The organism is Klebsiella sp. A52, from assembly GCF_018388785.1.
Lineage (GTDB): Bacteria > Pseudomonadota > Gammaproteobacteria > Enterobacterales > Enterobacteriaceae > Klebsiella > Klebsiella aerogenes.
The window spans coordinates 4,829,769-4,845,731 of record NZ_CP074437.1 but is presented as its reverse complement, the minus strand read 5'-3'; the positions used below and the strand labels follow the sequence as shown (position 1 = coordinate 4,845,731).

Here is a 15,963-nt window from a genome sequence, read left to right as displayed (position 1 = left end):
TCTTTATCTGTACAAGAAAAGAGAGTTGTACAGTATGCCTAAATTCGTTAGTTTAGGCGCTAAAGTATCAGGTTGAGAAAAGGCGGCTTATGGCTTTTTACAGTATCGGTGAAGTAGCCGAGCGTTGCGGAATCAATCCGGTCACCCTTCGAGCCTGGCAGCGGCGTTATGGTTTGCTGAAACCGCAGCGTAGCGAAGGCGGGCACCGTCAGTTTGATGAAGAAGATATTCAGCGAATCGAAGAAATTAAGCGCTGGATAGAGCGTGGCGTTTCAGTGGGCAAAGTGAAGGCGCTGCTTGAAGGCCAGCTACCTGCCGCCCGTGACGAATCCGCACAGTTGCAGGAAGAGATGATGAGTATCCTGCGCTATATGCAGCCGGCAAAAATCCGCGCCAAAATCACCGCATTAAGCCATCAGCATCCCGTCGACACCCTGCTTGATAGCCTGTTCGCGCCGGTGCGCCAGCGGCTGAAACTCGATCAAAATACCTCAATGGTCATTAGTAGCATGTTGGATGGCATATTGATTGATTGCGTGGCGTTGTTTTTAGCGGAATCGCGTAAAAAAAATGGTAAGGAGACGCTGCTGGTGGGGTGGGGGAATGAAGACCGCACCGGCCTATGGCTGGAAGCCTGGCGCCTTTCTCAGCGTGGCTGGCACGTCAACGTGCTGGCGGAACCGTTAGAATCTCCCCGCCCGGAGCTGTTTCCTGGGCAACATATCTTCGTCTGGACCGGGCGCCCCGCTTCGCCGCTGCAACTGGAGCTGCTGGGCCACTGGCAGGAACAGGGTTTCAGTATTCACTTCCACGGTAACGAATAAAAAAACCTGCCTTTTAAGTGAGGCAGGTTTCTGTTTGCTCACGCCGCGCGCGCTTACAGATGGATTTGACTCCAGGACTTAAATGTTTCGCTACGGCTGATATTAAAGAAATCTGTCCTGCCGCTGCAGCCAAGTTTTTTTATCAGATTCAAGCGGATTTGATAAATAGTCTTAATATGCAAGTTTAGCGAGCGACCAATACTGGCAATGGCTTCGCCATTACTGATGAGCTGAATGACTTTCTTTTCTCGCTCGGTAAACTGTATCAGTTCGCCAGGAGAAGTATGCGATTTATAATATCGGGTCGGTTGATTGAGAAATGTTTTTAATTCAGCAGGGGTCGATCTGGCGGGGATGCGTAACATTGGCAGCTCGCTAAGGAAATTAAGATCGTTGCCTTCAGTTAATAAAACAAAAACCGTCTCCCGGCGATTGTATTTATGCTGTAATACCGAAAAATAACTGTCGCTGGTAAAAAAGACATGTTTTTTACTGAAGCATCTTTCTGGCAGCGTACGCAGAATGAGGCTGATGCCGCTCAGAAGATAGTGGTTGTCAATCCACAGGTCATAGCGTTCGGAACAAATGTGCGTGTGTTTACTGAACATTTTGGTCTCCACGAAGCGGATGGACGGATTAATGATGAACACCACAGCGCAGAATATCCAGCGCCTGTAAATAGAGGTCGGCAAGGATTTCATTACTTTCTATTTGTAACCGTTGATTAATCTCGCTAATTAATTGAAGGTCATCCACGGTTTTATTTTCCTGCAATAAGCTATTTTCAATGTTTTTCAGCAATGCGCAGTTAGCTATAAACTGCACAGGGATCGTATTTTTGATATGCATAACCCTGAATCTCCCACGCGATAAATAAAAGCCGCTGGCGTAAACGATTTGCACATCGTTTACGCCAAAACATTGCGGACAGGCAACGGTAAAGCAGGAACCACCTCAAAATAACCGCGGCGTTGGCGCAGAGTGCTGACCCGAGCGCGCGCGTAAAATCGAGCTACCCGTCAACTATAGACGCTCAGGGAAAAGTTGTACAAATTTCTGCGAATTAATTTGTACAAATTAGCGATGGGTTAATGTGTTTTTGTTTATATTGTTGATATGTATGATTTTTATTTTCTTCTTTCTTGTACAGGTCAGGCGGTAAATCTCTCTGAAAAACGACGAATGCTCTCTGCGCGGGGTTATACTTGTCTGCCAGGAAAGAGAAAAAGGAGGGAATGCGATGAAACTATGGCCAATTCTGACCGGGGTTGCGGTATCGCTGGCGTTAGTCGCCTGTAAGACTCCCACGCCGCCTCACGGAGTAAAACCGATAAACCACTTTGACGCCAGCCGCTATCTGGGGCGCTGGTATGAAGTCGCGCGCCTGGAAAACCGTTTCGAACGAGGTCTGCAGCAGGTAACGGCAACTTACAGCATGCGTGATGACGGCGGCATTCGCGTACTTAATCGAGGATTTGATCCGCGAAACAACCGCTGGCGCGAAAGTGAAGGCAAAGCCTATTTCACCGGCGCTTCCACCACGGCAGCGCTGAAAGTCTCGTTCTTCGGTCCCTTCTATGGCGGATATAACGTGATCGCGCTCGACGAGGATTATCAATACGCGCTGGTGAGTGGGCCTAACCGCGACTATTTATGGCTGCTTTCGCGCACCCCGGATATTCCGTCCCACATCCGACAACAGTACCTTGCCCTGGCCGCTGAGCTCGGTTTCGCGGTTAACAAACTGGTCTGGGTGCCGCAGGCGAAGGCTTAAACTATCGCCTGCAGCAGGGTGTGCGCCGCATCGTTGAGCGCGGGCGTCGGCATACGGCCGATCAACGCAAACTGGTAGCCGCCGTGGCGCCACCAGCGCAGGTTCATGCCCTGACGCTGCTCATTTTGCGGCGGCGAGGCGGTTTGCCGGGCGGCGGGTGAAATACAAAGCGCGACCGGGCCGTAACCGGTATGCAGCCAGAGAATTTGCGTGATGGAGGTACTTTCGTAGCGCAGCATACGGACCATTTTCAGCTCCGCCTCAGGCAAGGCGAGCTGGCGTCGTTCTAGCAACAGTCCTGTATCCTGCGCCGAACGACGCAGGCCACGGTCGAGCATCTCAGGTGAATTATCAACATCGGCCACGGTTTCCGCGCTATATAGCGACATGTACTGGGCTTCAAGACGACGAATATTCTCGTCATCGTCCTCCTGCGGCGCAGGCCGCCAGAAGTAACTTGTTGCGCTACCAATAACCAACAGGCCCAGTGAGGCGGCGATCAGCGCGCGGCGGCTGAAGCGCGCCTGATTTTGCGCTTCACTTTCCGGCGCGGCGAGATAGGGCCCCAGTTTCGCCTGCATCCGCGCCACGGGTGCTTCATCAAGCAGGGCGGCGAAAGCATGTTGATAAGGCTGATGATTATTCATCAACGTGGCGGTGCGGCTGGCGAGCTGCGGGTCGCGGGCAAAGGTTTCGCTAAAACGGCGGGCGTCCTCCGCGCACATTTCGCCATCAAGCCAGGCGACAATGGCCTCGTCCTGCCAGGGTGGGGAAAAGCGAATAGGGTTCATGAGCGTTTCTCCTGCGCCGGGGGCGAAATCGCCGGCGTTTTGGCCAGCGTTTCCCGCGCGGCGGCCAGCCGACTCATAATGGTGCCAATAGGTACCGATAGCGTCTCGGCGGCTTCCTGATAACTAAACCCCTCGACATACACCAAAAAGACGGCATTACGCTGCGCCTCGGGCAGTTGATTAACCCGCAGCATAAGTTGCCGATAGCGCCACCGCGTATCGTCCTGTTCGCCCGGCTCGGGGGCGGCCAGCTCCTCACACTCGACAAACCCCTGGCCGAGGCGGACCTGGCGGGCGCGCAGCTCTGAAATCCAGATTGAGTGCAAAATGGAAAATAGCCACCTGTCGATGCGGGTGCCGGGGGTAAACTGCGCGCTCTTTTCGAGCGCGCGAAGGCAGGTGGCCTGCACCAGTTCCTCGGCGACGTCGCGGTTGTGCGAGAGTACGAGGCCGTAGCGCCACAGGCGAGGAAGATGGGCGGCCAGTTGGCTATCAACGATACGGTTAGCGATGTTCTTATCCTTATTGATTCTGGCGAATCACGACTATCAGGATTCAGGGTGTCCGTTTATTGCCGACTGAAGATCGCGGTACTCTTCGCAGCTTTGGCCGCAAATGCCGGCAATCGCCGCCAGCTGCTGCTTAGCCAGATCGGGGCGTCCTTTAACCATCCATGCCTCGCCAAGGTATTCGCGGGCTTTCGCGTAGTCCGGTTTCAGCGCCAGCGCCCGCTGATAATAGCCAATTCCTTCATCGGTTCTGCCGAGCTTACGCGTGGCGTAGCCGCGATAGTTCCACGCCTCAGGCGTATTGGCGTTGTGCAGCGTATCCAGCAGGTTAAGCGCGGTCTGATATTCCCCTTTTTTCGCCAGATGCCAGGCATAATTGGTTTTATCTTCATCGCTAAGGCTGCTGGTTTTTTGCGGAACGCATTTTTGGCTCACGCTGTCGTAGGCCTGACCGTTCGGGCAATCCGGGGTTTGTTTGCTCGGGCTGTTATCGCCCATGGCCAACGCCGCCGGGGTATATAACAAAAATAGCAGCGCCGGAACGACTAAGCGCCTGATGGGAGAAATTTGTGCGTTCATGGTGACCTCCTGGAGGGCGAGAGACGCGATAAAGCATCGCGTTGTCGGTTCTGAGGAGTAAACGCGCGAGCGGGAGGATTTATTCGCCGTTGGCGAAAATTATTAATTGGGGTTGTGGTGAGAGTATGCGTTAACAAGAAAAGCCCGCGCCTGGGGAGAGCGCGGGCCGATAATATTACTGTTTCGGAGCGGCAACCACAAAGCTGCCCACGCCGCGGTTGTTATATTCCCACATGCGGTTGAAGCCGTTGTCGTTAAGGTTACGCTGCGGGTTGCCTTTATCATCCTGCGCGCCAACGTTACCGCTGAAAGCGCGGTTAGAACCGACCGCCGCCGCCCATGGTTGAGCAATGTTAAAGCCTTCATTGATGACGCTATCGCGAATCACCACCTGGCCATTGCTGTTGCCGTCGACGTCCAGCGCGCGGCCCAGCTGCGCGACGTTATCGCCGGACGCGGTGAAGCGGCTATTGGTCGCCAGGAAGCCGTAGGTCATGCTTTTCAGCGTTGCTGGTGCGAAAACGTAGGCTTCTTTCTGCGTACGCGAGTTCACGACGCGGAAATCGGTATTATCGAATACCACCGCGCCGCGACCGGAAACGATATCCACATCGCCTTCAATATAGCTATTGGTCACCAGCGTGCGGGTCTGACGGTTGTCCTGCAGACGGTTCTGCACGCCGCTATTGGTCACAAAGAAGGTGTTCTGGCGGCCAAGAATGTTGACCTTGTTGATCTGCACCTGGTCGCCATCGCTGCGCAACGCCACCGCCTGGTGGGTACCGGCATCGACGCTATCGCCGAGATTGTTGGCGATAGTCAGGTTCTGCAGCTGCAGGCCATTGTTCTGCGACCAGAAGACCGCGGAACACATCACGCCCACGGTGGCGGCGGATTTGCTCTGGCAGCTGTCGAACATATACCACGCGGGCTTGCCCGGCATATATTTGCCGCCCGGATTGACCAGGTGACGCCAGCTATTGCGGTCCATTTCGGAATCAATCGCTTCGCTGATTTTGACGTCGACAGGGTTTTCACCGGTACCATAAATGGTCAGCGCGCCTGGCGCGGCAGGCACATAGACGGTACCCGCATATTCGCCCGGCATAACGGCGATGAACAGGCGACGCGCGGAGTGGCGGGCAATCGCCGCATCGACCGCGGCCTGAATAGTCGTGTGGGTCACGCCCTGGGCGCCCGCCGGGCCGACGATGAAATCAGGCTGCGCCGGCAGGCTGATCGCGGATGGCGTCCACGCGGCGGCATTCGGCGTCAGCGACTGGAAATAAGCTGCCTGAGTGAAGTTTTTCGCTTCATCGGCGCTAAGAATTGGCCGTGCGGTATTGCCCGGTGCAGTCTGCGTTGAGGGCTTTTGATCGGCAGGCGTCGAGCTACAGGCGGACAGCGTCACGCCGAAGGCCAGCGCCAGCGCCAGACGGGAAACGGAATATGTGTTCATGTTGCTCCGGGCGATAATATGCAAAGTTACATACCCTTTGTGCGCGACAGGGTATAAGTCCTTTAAAACCTGCTGTTTTATACTAACTTGAACGAAACGGGAAGATGCCAGTTCAAAAACTTCACTTCTTTACGCAATACCTGGTGACAGTGGAACGTCTGTAGTCACAAAAAAATAACATTTACCCGCGCTTTTATTGACATTACCGGCGTTATGAAAATAAATGTCTATACAACCCATGACAAGTTGAACGCTATGACTGAAGCCACCTCTGAACTCGTTATCTGGCGAAATGCGCGTCTCGCCACCCTGAACCCTGATTATTCCCAACCGTACGGCCTGCTGGAGCGCCATGCGCTGCTGGTGCGTAACGGCCGCATTGAGGCGATCGTCGACGATGCTGATGTCCCGGCGGGGCGTCGAATCGATCTCGAAGGCCGGCTGCTGACGCCGGGCCTCATTGACTGCCACACTCACCTGATTTTTGGCGGTAGCCGGGCGCAGGAGTGGGAGCAGCGGCTGAACGGCGTGTCGTATCAAACCATCAGCGCCAACGGCGGCGGCATTAACTCCACCGTGCGCGCCACGCGCGAAAGCAGCGAAGCTGAACTACTGGCGCTGGCGCAGCCGCGTCTTGCTCGCCTGCTGCGTGAAGGGGTGACAACGCTGGAGATTAAATCAGGCTACGGTCTCGATCTGCAAAACGAACGCAAAATGTTGCGGGTCGCCCGACAACTGGCTGACGACAATGGCGTGGAACTGTCGGCGACGCTGCTCTCCGCCCACGCCACGCCGCCGGAATATCATGGCGACGCCGATGGCTATATCTCGCTGGTCTGCGAGACCATACTGCCGACGCTGTGGCAAGAGGGACTGTTTGAAAGCGTTGACGTCTTCTGTGAAAACGTCGGCTTCAGCCCACAGCAAACCGAGCGCGTCTTTCAGGCCGCGCAGGCGCTGGGCATTCCGGTAAAAGGCCACGTTGAGCAGCTCTCGTCGTTGGGCGGCGCTCAGCTGGTGAGCCGCTATCACGGGCTTTCCGCCGACCATATCGAGTATCTGACGGAAGAGGGCGTGGCGGCGATGCGCGAAAGCGGCACCGTGGCAGCCCTGCTCCCCGGCGCGTTTTACTTCCTTAACGAAACCCGCAAACCGCCGGTGGAACTGCTGCGCAAGTACCAGGTGCCGATGGCGGTGGCGACCGATTTCAACCCGGGCACCAGCCCCTTCGCTAGCCTGCATCTGGCGATGAACATGGCCTGCGTCAAGTTTGGTTTAACGCCGGAGGAGGCCTGGGCCGGGGTGACTCGCCATGCCGCGCGGGCGCTGGGGCGACAGGAGAGTCATGGTCAGCTGGCGGCGGGCTTTGTCGCAAACTTCGCTATCTGGGATGCAGAACATCCGGTCGAGATGGTGTATGAGCCGGGGCGCGCGCCGCTCTGGGGGCGCGTGGTACGAGGAGAACTGCAATGATGCTGTGGCAAGCTACGCCCGCCAACCTTTGGCAGGGGCGTGATGATAGCGCGGAAGCGCCCAATGCGCTGCGCCTGTTCCAGACCATCGCCCGCGCGGAACGCTTCGCGCCGCAGGAGATGCCCGGCGATATCGCGCTGCTCGGCTTCGCCTGCGACGAAGGCGTACGGCGTAATAAAGGTCGTACCGGCGCCGGACATGGTCCGGAAACGCTACGCCGGGCGTTGGCCAATATGGCCAGCCATCAGGGCCATGACCGCTGCGTGGATATGGGCACGATTAGCGTCGACGGTGAACAGTTAGAAGCCGCGCATCAGGCGCTGCGCGAGGCGGTGGCCGCCTGTCAACGCGCCGGCAAACGCACGCTGGTGCTGGGCGGCGGCCACGAGACGGCCTTCGGCCACGGCGCTGGGGTACTGGATGCCTTCCCGGGCGAAAACGTGGGCATTATTAATCTCGACGCGCATCTGGATTTACGCTTTGCCGAATGCGCCAGCTCCGGGACGCCGTTCCGCCAGCTGGCGCTGGAGTGCGAGGCGCAGCAGCGAGGTTTTCACTATACCTGCATCGGCGTGAGCCGGGCGGCGAACACCCAGGCGCTGTGGGATGAAGCGGCGCGCCGCCAGGTGGCTATCGTTGAGGATCTGGAGGTGCTGGAGGCCTTCGAAACTCGCGTGTTGCCGGAGCTTGAGCGCAATATCGCGCAATTCGACCGTCTGTATCTGACTATCGATCTCGACGTGCTGCCGGCGCGCGAAATGCCGGCGGTTTCCGCGCCGGCGGCGCTGGGCGTGCCGCTGGCGACCCTGCTGCGGATCGTAGAGCCGTTGTGCCGCAGCGGTAAGCTACAGGCGGTGGATTTGGTCGAGTTTAATCCGCAATTTGACATCGACGGACAGGGCGCCCGCGCGGCGGCCCGTCTGGCATGGCAAATCGCCCATTGGTGGCGCTAGCGATCCGCGCTATTATTTTCGTTTCGCCGCTCCGCTTATTACGCATAAGGAAAGCCAGGCCATGTTTGCACAACAACCTCGTTCCGCGCCCGCGCCTTTCTATGAAAAGGTGAAGCAGGCGATCAGCGAAAAGATCCACCGCGGCGAGTGGCGTCCGCACGACCGAATTCCCTCGGAGGCTGAACTGGTCGCCCAGTTCGGCTTCAGCCGCATGACCATCAACCGCGCGCTGCGCGAACTGACGGATGAAGGCTTGCTGGTGAGGCTACAGGGAGTCGGTACCTTCGTCGCCGAGCCGAAAGGGCAGTCGGCGCTGTTTGAAGTGCGCAGCATAGCCGATGAGATTGCCTCCCGCCGTCACCAGCACCGCTGCGAGGTGCTGCTTTTAGAGGAGACCGAAGCGGACGTTATCCAGGCGGAGGCGCTCAACGTCGCCGAAGGCACGCGTATCTTCCATTCGCTGATGGTGCATTTCGAAAACGAGGTCCCGGTACAAATTGAAGATCGCTGCGTCAATGCCGCGGTGGTGCCGGACTATCTACTACAGGATTACACCGCCACCACGCCGCATGATTATCTGTCGCTGATTGCTCCGTTAACCGAAGGCGAACATATCGTCGAGGCGGTGCAGGCGACGTCAGAAGAGTGCGCGCTGCTGCGCATCATGCCGCACGATCCCTGTCTGCTTATTCGCCGCCGAACCTGGTCGACGACGCATATTGTCTCACACGCTCGCCTGCTGTTCCCCGGCGCGCGCTACCGGCTGCAGGGCCATTTCAGCTCGTAATTCTCCCTGGCGTCAGCAAAACGTGATTGCTGACGCAATATAACAAAATTGTATCATTTCTGTTAAATCCTGGCTTGCGTAGAGTTGTATAGACAAGTATATGTATCTACGTACACAACGTTAATTGTCAGGAGAAACCCCGATGTCGCAAAGCAAATATCGCCAGCTGGACGTACGTGCCCCGAGAGGCACGACGCTTACCGCCAAGAGCTGGTTGACCGAAGCGCCGCTGCGTATGTTAATGAACAACCTCGATCCCGATGTCGCCGAAAACCCGCATGAGCTGGTGGTCTATGGCGGTATCGGTCGCGCTGCGCGCAACTGGGAATGCTATGACGCTATCGTGAAGGCGCTGAAAAACCTGGAAAGCGACGAGACCCTGCTGGTGCAGTCCGGCAAACCGGTCGGCGTATTTAAAACGCATGAAAACTCGCCGCGCGTGCTGATCGCTAACTCCAACCTGGTCCCGCACTGGGCCACCTGGGAACACTTCAACGAACTGGATGCCAAAGGGCTGGCGATGTACGGCCAGATGACCGCCGGCAGCTGGATCTACATCGGTAGCCAGGGCATCGTGCAGGGCACCTATGAAACCTTCGTCGAAGCCGGTCGCCAGCACTATCAGGGCAGCCTGAAAGGCCGCTGGGTGTTAACCGCCGGTCTGGGCGGTATGGGCGGCGCGCAGCCGCTGGCCGCGACGCTGGCAGGCGCCTGCTCGCTGAACATTGAATGTCAGCAGAGCCGCATCGATTTCCGTCTGCGTACCCGCTACGTGGATGAACAGGCCACTTCTCTGGATGACGCCCTGGCGCGCATCAAAAAATATACCGCCGAAGGCCGCGCTATCTCTATCGCGCTGTGCGGCAACGCCGCGGATATCGTTCCGGAACTGGTGAAACGCGGCGTGCGCCCGGATATGGTCACCGACCAGACCAGCGCCCACGACCCGCTGCACGGCTATCTGCCGAAAGGCTGGAGCTGGGAAGAGTATCAGCAGAAAGCCGAATCCGATCCGCAGGGCACTATTCTGGCGGCCAAACGCTCGATGGCCGACCACGTTCAGGCGATGCTGGCCTTTAATGAAATGGGCGTACCGACCTTCGACTACGGCAACAACATCCGCCAGATGGCGCAGGAAATGGGCGTCAGCAACGCCTTCGATTTCCCGGGCTTCGTGCCGGCGTATATCCGCCCGCTGTTCTGCCGCGGTATCGGCCCGTTCCGTTGGGTGGCGCTGTCCGGCGATCCGCAGGATATCTACAAAACCGACGCGAAAGTGAAAGAGATCATTAAAGATGATAAGCATCTGCACCACTGGCTGGATATGGCGCGCGAGCGCATCAGCTTCCAGGGACTGCCGGCGCGTATCTGCTGGGTAGGTCTGGAGTGGCGGCAGAAGCTGGGGCTGGCCTTTAACGAAATGGTGCGTAGCGGCGAAGTCTCCGCGCCGATCGTGATTGGCCGCGATCACCTTGATTCCGGCTCCGTCGCCAGCCCGAACCGCGAAACCGAAGCCATGCGCGACGGCTCGGATGCGGTATCCGACTGGCCGCTGCTCAACGCACTGCTTAACACCGCCAGCGGCGCGACCTGGGTGTCGTTGCACCACGGCGGCGGCGTAGGCATGGGCTTCTCGCAGCACTCCGGGATGGTTATCGTCTGTGATGGTACCGATGAAGCGGCAGCGCGTATCGCTCGCGTCCTGCATAACGACCCGGCGACCGGCGTGATGCGTCATGCCGATGCGGGTTACGATATCGCCATTGAATGTGCGGCGGAACAGGGTCTGAATCTTCCGATGGTTGCGGCAACGCAGGGGAACGCTAAATGAAATCTTTAACGCTAATTCCGGGGCAACTGAGCCTGTCGCAGCTCCGCGACGTTTACAGCCACCCGCTGAACATCACCCTCGATAGCAGCGCGTTTGCGGCAATCGATGAGAGCGTGGCCTGCGTTAACGCCATCCTTGCCGAAGGGCGGACCGCCTACGGTATTAACACCGGTTTTGGCCTGCTGGCGCAGACCCGTATCTCGACGGAAGATCTGGAGAATCTGCAGCGTTCGCTGGTGTTATCCCATGCGGCGGGCGTTGGCGAGCCGCTGGACGATGACCTGGCGCGCCTGATTATGGTGCTGAAGATTAACAGCCTGTCCCGCGGCTTCTCCGGGATCCGCTTGAGCGTGATCCAGGCGCTGATTGGCCTGGTCAATGCCGGCGTGACGCCGTGGATCCCGGCGAAAGGTTCCGTCGGCGCCTCCGGCGACCTCGCGCCGCTGGCGCATATGTCGCTGACGCTGCTTGGCGAAGGCAAAGCGCGGGTACGCGGCGGCGAATGGCTGCCGGCGACGGAAGCGTTACGTCAGGCGGGGCTGGAGCCGATTACCCTGGCGGCGAAAGAAGGTCTGGCGCTGCTGAACGGCACCCAGGCGTCGACGGCTTTTGCGCTGCGCGGCCTGTTCGAAGCCGAAGATCTGTTCGCCTCCGCGGTCGTTTGCGGAGCGTTAACCACCGAAGCGGCGCTGGGTTCGCGTCGACCGTTCGATGCACGTATTCACGAGGTGCGCGGCCAGCGTGGCCAGATTGATGCGGCGGCGCTCTATCGCCATCTGTTGACCGATGAAAGCGCGATTTCGCAGTCGCACCATAACTGCGCCAAGGTGCAGGATCCGTACTCTCTGCGCTGTCAGCCGCAGGTGATGGGCGCCTGCCTGACGCAGATTCGTCAGGCGGCTGAGGTGTTGTTAGCCGAAGCGAACGCGGTCTCCGATAACCCGCTGGTCTTTGCCGCCGAAAATGACGTCATCTCCGGCGGTAACTTCCATGCCGAACCGGTAGCGATGGCGGCGGATAATATCGCGCTGGCGATCGCGGAAATCGGCTCGCTCTCCGAGCGCCGTATCGCGCTGATGATGGACAGCCATATGTCGCAGCTGCCGCCGTTCCTCGTCAAAAATGGCGGCGTCAACTCCGGCTTTATGATTGCTCAGGTCACGGCGGCGGCTTTGGCCAGTGAAAACAAAGCGCTGTCGCACCCGCATAGCGTTGACAGCCTGCCAACATCCGCGAACCAGGAAGACCATGTTTCCATGGCGCCGGCTGCCGGTCGTCGCCTGTGGGCGATGGCGGAAAACACCCGTGGGGTGCTGGCCGTCGAGTGGCTGGCGGCGGCGCAGGGGCTGGATATGCGCGAAGGGCTGACCACCAGTCCGCTGCTGGAAGAGGCGCGTCATCTGCTGCGCGAACGCGTGCCGCATTATACCCAAGACCGTTTCTTCGCTCCTGATATTGAAAATGCCACCGAGCTTTTGGCCGCACGTCACCTGACGCGTCTGCTGCCTGCCGTATTGCCTGGCCTGAATTAATCACCGTTGTTCTCTGTACCCGCGTCGGGGGGATGTCATCCCCCCGACCGTCCTACATCGCATATTTGTCGTCATATAAAAAAACCAGGACACCTGTATATGCAACAACAACACAAACCGCATCTGCTGCGCGGGCTGAATGCCCGACACATTCGTTTTATTGCGCTCGGTTCCGCTATCGGCACCGGGCTGTTCTACGGTTCGGCCTCCGCCATTAAGGCGGCGGGTCCGGCGGTGCTGCTGGCCTATCTGATAGGCGGCGCGGCGGTCTTTATGGTCATGCGCGCGCTGGGTGAAATGGCGGTGCGCAATCCGGTTTCCGGCTCCTTCGGCAGCTACGCTCGCCAGTATCTTGGGCCGCTGGCCGGATTTATTACCGGCTGGACCTACACCTTTGAAATGGTGATCGTGGCGCTGGCCGACGTCACCGCATTCGGTATCTATATGGGGTTGTGGTATCCCGATGTGCCGCGCTGGATCTGGATCCTTAGCATCATCTTCTTTATTGGCGCGATGAACCTGTGCAACGTGCGGGTGTTCGGCGAGATGGAGTTCTGGCTGTCGCTGATTAAAGTGGTGGCGATTATCGCCATGATGGCGGCGGGCGCAGGGATCATCTTCTTTGGCTTTGGCCATAGTTTCCCGGCCACCGGGCTGGAAAATCTGTGGAGCCACGGCGGCTTTGCGCCAAATGGCTGGCAGGGGATCATCGCTTCGCTTGGCATCGTGATGTTCGCTTTCGGCGGCGTGGAAATTATCGGCGTCACGGCGGCGGAAGCGCAGAACCCGAAGAAGGTCATCCCGCAGGCCATCAACACCATTCCGCTGCGTATTATTCTGTTTTACGTCTGCACCCTGGCGGTGCTGATGGCGATCTTCCCGTGGAATAGTTTTGGCGAGCAGGGCAGCCCGTTTGTGTTGATCTTCGATGGTCTCGGGATCCCGGCGGCGGCGACCGTGCTGAATATCATCGTGATTAGCGCCAGTATCTCGGCGATTAACAGCGATATTTTTGGCGCCGGACGCATGATGTACGGTATGTCGAAAGAGGGGCTGGCGCCGAAGTGCTTCCAGCGGATCGCCAGCAACGGCGTACCCTGGATGACGGTCGTGGTGATGGGCGTGGCGCTGCTGGTGGCGGTGGTGCTTAACTATCTGATGCCGGAACAGGTATTTGTATTGATTGCCTCGCTGGCGGCGTTCGCCACCGTCTGGGTGTGGCTGATGATCCTGCTCTCTCATTTCTCGATGCGCCGCGGGTTGTCGGCTGAAGAGCGCAGTAAGATCGAATTCCCGATCCCCTTCTGGCCGGTTGGCCCGCTGTTGACGCTACTGTTTATGGGGCTGGTAATCGCCGTGTTGGGAATGGTGGAAGAGACGCGCGTGGCGCTGTTAGCCGGGCTGGTGTGGCTGGGGCTGCTGACGGTGGTGTGGTACGCGCGCGTGCGTAAAACCGCGCTGCAGGTGGCCACGGAACAGTAAGGTCAATCTCCCCGGTGGCGCTGCGCTTACCGGGGCTACAAATGGCACTGACCATAGCGAGTAGCCCGGATAAGGCGCAAGCCGCTATCCGGGGGGATAATTAACTGAACAGGGCGGTGATGGAAGCGCTGGCGAGCGAATGGAAATGGACATTAAAGCCGACCATCGCGCCGCTCGCCTCGGCGTCGATATCAATCTTATCGATATCCAACGCGTGTACGGTAAAAATGTAGCGGTGGGTTTCCCCCTTCGGCGGCGCCGCGCCGCCGTAGCCGGCCTTACCAAAATCGGTGCGGGTCTGAATGGCCTCTTCCGGTAGCTCCGCCTGACCGGAACCGGCCCCCTGCGGTAAAACCCGGGTATCGGCAGGCAGGTTGGCTACCACCCAGTGCCACCAGCCGGAACCGGTCGGCGCATCCGGGTCGTAGCAGGTGACGACAAAGCTTTTGGTTCCTGCGGGAACGTCGTCCCACATCAGATGCGGCGAAAGATTATCGCCATCGTATCCCATACCGTTGAATACGTGACGATTAGGCAGCTTGCCGCCGTCTTGCAGATCGTGACTGGTCAGTTTCATGCTTCATCCTCATTGATAATGCGCTGATTAACAAAGAAGTGTAGCCGTCCCGACAGCGCAATTCCGCTGTTTATTCGCTAAAAAATGTTTCTTCTTGTACCGCCATATTGACCGCTCGGGTCAGGCGAGTCAGCTGTTGTGGGCTGATGATATACGGCGGCATCAGGTAAATCAGGCGGCCAAACGGGCGGATCCATACCCCTTGCTCAACGAAAAAGCGCTGCAGAGCGGCCATGTTGACCGGATGACGGGTTTCAACCACGCCAATCGCGCCGAGTACGCGCACGTCGGCGACCCATTCTGACTCGCGCGCCGGAGCCAGCTCGGCCTTCAGCTGGGCTTCAATCGCCGCTACCTGCTGTTGCCATTCGCCGCTCTCCAGCAGGCGCAGGCTTTCGCTTGCCACCGCGCAGGCCAGCGGATTGCCCATAAAGGTGGGGCCGTGCATAAAGCAGCCGGCTTCGCCATCGCTGATGGTTTCAGCTACCGTTCGGGTGGTGATGGCGGCGGAAAGGGTCATGGTACCGCCGGTCAGCGCTTTACCCAGACACAGAATATCGGCGGAGATACCGGCATGCTCGCAGGCGAACAGTTTGCCGGTACGGCCAAAGCCGGTGGCAATCTCATCGGCGATCAGCAAAATCCCTTCCCGGTCGCACATTTTACGCACTCGCTTTAGCCACTCCGGATGGTACATGCGCATCCCGCCGGCGCCCTGGACTACCGGTTCGAGGATCACCGCGGCGATTTCGTGGCGATGCGCGGCCATCATGCGGGCAAACGGCACCATATCCATCTCATCCCACTCGCCATCGAAGCGGCTTTGCGGCGCGGGGGCAAACAGGTTATCCGGCAGATAGCCCTGCCACAGGCTGTGCATCGAGTTCTGCGGATCGCAGACCGACATCGCGCCGAAGGTGTCACCGTGATAGCCGTTGCGGAAGGTCAGGAAACGACGGCGCGGTTGGCCTTTAGCCTGCCAGTACTGCAGCGCCATTTTCATCGCCACTTCTACCGCCACCGAACCGGAATCGGCGAGGAAAACGCACTCCAGCGATTCCGGCGTCATCGCCACCAGCTGGCGACAGAGCGCCACCGCCGACGGATGGGTGATCCCGCCGAACATCACGTGCGACATCTGGTCGATCTGCGCTTTCATCGCCGCATTCAGGCGCGGGTGATTGTAGCCGTGGATCGCCGCCCACCAGGAGGACATGCCGTCAACCAGCTGTTCGCCGCCGGCGAGGGACAGCTCGCAACCGTGGGCGGAAACCACCGGGTAGACCGGCAGGGGGGAAGTCATAGAGGTGTAGGGGTGCCAGATGTGGCGCCGATCGAAGGCGAGATCGTCCAGTGTCATAAGTGACTTGTAAACCATTTTGAAAACATTTA

Annotated in this window: 16 protein-coding genes; 8 read left to right on the top strand and 8 right to left on the bottom strand. The window is 58.3% G+C overall.

All coding sequences use genetic code 11. The features are described 5' to 3' along the window. The first annotated feature begins 89 nt into the window (after positions 1-89). The gene (locus KGA69_RS22920; protein ID WP_015704784.1) at positions 90-824 is read left to right on the top strand and encodes a MerR family transcriptional regulator; all 735 of its coding nucleotides are present in this window, start codon (positions 90-92) and stop codon (positions 822-824) included. A 53-nt stretch (positions 825-877) separates the two neighbouring features. Here KGA69_RS22920 and KGA69_RS22915 read toward each other — a convergent pair whose 3' ends face one another. Beyond that, positions 878-1,432 (bottom strand): helix-turn-helix transcriptional regulator, encoded by a 555-nt coding sequence (locus KGA69_RS22915; protein WP_045395089.1) that lies wholly within the window; start codon positions 1,430-1,432, stop codon positions 878-880. 28 nt (positions 1,433-1,460) lie between these two features. Further along, positions 1,461-1,673, bottom strand: coding sequence for a hypothetical protein (locus KGA69_RS22910; RefSeq protein ID WP_045395075.1), 213 nt, complete (start codon positions 1,671-1,673; stop codon positions 1,461-1,463). Positions 1,674-2,064: 391 nt separating this feature from the next. Between KGA69_RS22910 and blc the strand changes: the two genes are divergently transcribed. Then, the gene (blc, locus tag KGA69_RS22905) at positions 2,065-2,598 is read left to right on the top strand and encodes an outer membrane lipoprotein Blc (RefSeq protein ID WP_045395074.1); all 534 of its coding nucleotides are present in this window, start codon (positions 2,065-2,067) and stop codon (positions 2,596-2,598) included. Here blc and KGA69_RS22900 read toward each other — a convergent pair. From KGA69_RS22900 to KGA69_RS22885, 4 genes are all read right to left on the bottom strand, one after another. Then, positions 2,595-3,389, bottom strand: a complete 795-nt coding sequence (locus tag KGA69_RS22900) for an anti-sigma factor family protein (protein WP_045395073.1) — start codon at positions 3,387-3,389, stop codon at positions 2,595-2,597. The two genes, blc and KGA69_RS22900, sit on opposite strands and share 4 nt — an antisense overlap. Further along, on the bottom strand, positions 3,386-3,919 hold the full coding sequence (locus KGA69_RS22895; protein ID WP_045395072.1) for an RNA polymerase sigma factor: 534 nt from the start codon (positions 3,917-3,919) through the stop codon (positions 3,386-3,388). Before KGA69_RS22895 ends, KGA69_RS22900 begins: the two co-directional genes overlap by 4 nt. Positions 3,920-3,937: 18 nt before the next feature. After that, positions 3,938-4,477, bottom strand: coding sequence for a tetratricopeptide repeat protein (locus KGA69_RS22890; RefSeq protein ID WP_045395071.1), 540 nt, complete (start codon positions 4,475-4,477; stop codon positions 3,938-3,940). Between the two features lie 175 nt (positions 4,478-4,652). Beyond that, on the bottom strand, positions 4,653-5,936 hold the full coding sequence (locus KGA69_RS22885; RefSeq protein WP_049059575.1) for a putative acyl-CoA thioester hydrolase: 1,284 nt from the start codon (positions 5,934-5,936) through the stop codon (positions 4,653-4,655). A gap of 213 nt (positions 5,937-6,149) precedes the next feature. Between KGA69_RS22885 and hutI the strand changes: the two genes are divergently transcribed. The 6 genes from hutI to KGA69_RS22850 all read left to right on the top strand — a co-directional run bounded on the left by hutI (position 6,150) and on the right by KGA69_RS22850 (position 13,994). Next, on the top strand, positions 6,150-7,409 hold the full coding sequence (gene hutI / locus KGA69_RS22880; protein ID WP_213292686.1) for an imidazolonepropionase: 1,260 nt from the start codon (positions 6,150-6,152) through the stop codon (positions 7,407-7,409). Next, positions 7,406-8,362 carry a formimidoylglutamase gene (gene hutG, locus KGA69_RS22875; protein WP_047049171.1) on the top strand — a complete coding sequence of 319 codons (957 nt, stop codon included), beginning with the start codon at positions 7,406-7,408 and terminating at the stop codon, positions 8,360-8,362. Before hutI ends, hutG begins: the two co-directional genes overlap by 4 nt. 61 nt (positions 8,363-8,423) lie before the next feature. Continuing rightward, positions 8,424-9,149 (top strand): histidine utilization repressor, encoded by a 726-nt coding sequence (locus tag KGA69_RS22870; RefSeq protein WP_045395067.1) that lies wholly within the window; start codon positions 8,424-8,426, stop codon positions 9,147-9,149. A 142-nt stretch (positions 9,150-9,291) separates the two neighbouring features. After that, on the top strand, positions 9,292-10,980 hold the full coding sequence (gene hutU, locus KGA69_RS24190; protein ID WP_015367623.1) for a urocanate hydratase: 1,689 nt from the start codon (positions 9,292-9,294) through the stop codon (positions 10,978-10,980). Further along, complete coding sequence (gene hutH / locus KGA69_RS22855; RefSeq protein WP_063414752.1) at positions 10,977-12,512, top strand: histidine ammonia-lyase; 1,536 nt, start codon at positions 10,977-10,979, stop codon at positions 12,510-12,512. The genes hutU and hutH overlap by 4 nt, the downstream gene beginning before the upstream one ends. Positions 12,513-12,611: 99 nt before the next feature. Further along, on the top strand, positions 12,612-13,994 hold the full coding sequence (locus tag KGA69_RS22850; protein WP_015367620.1) for an amino acid permease: 1,383 nt from the start codon (positions 12,612-12,614) through the stop codon (positions 13,992-13,994). 100 nt (positions 13,995-14,094) lie between these two features. Here KGA69_RS22850 and KGA69_RS22845 read toward each other — a convergent pair whose 3' ends face one another. Further along, the gene (locus KGA69_RS22845) at positions 14,095-14,571 is read right to left on the bottom strand and encodes a kinase inhibitor (RefSeq protein ID WP_015367619.1); all 477 of its coding nucleotides are present in this window, start codon (positions 14,569-14,571) and stop codon (positions 14,095-14,097) included. 70 nt (positions 14,572-14,641) lie between these two features. Next, positions 14,642-15,931 (bottom strand): adenosylmethionine--8-amino-7-oxononanoate transaminase, encoded by a 1,290-nt coding sequence (bioA, locus tag KGA69_RS22840; RefSeq protein ID WP_045395066.1) that lies wholly within the window; start codon positions 15,929-15,931, stop codon positions 14,642-14,644. Positions 15,932-15,963 lie beyond the last annotated feature (32 nt).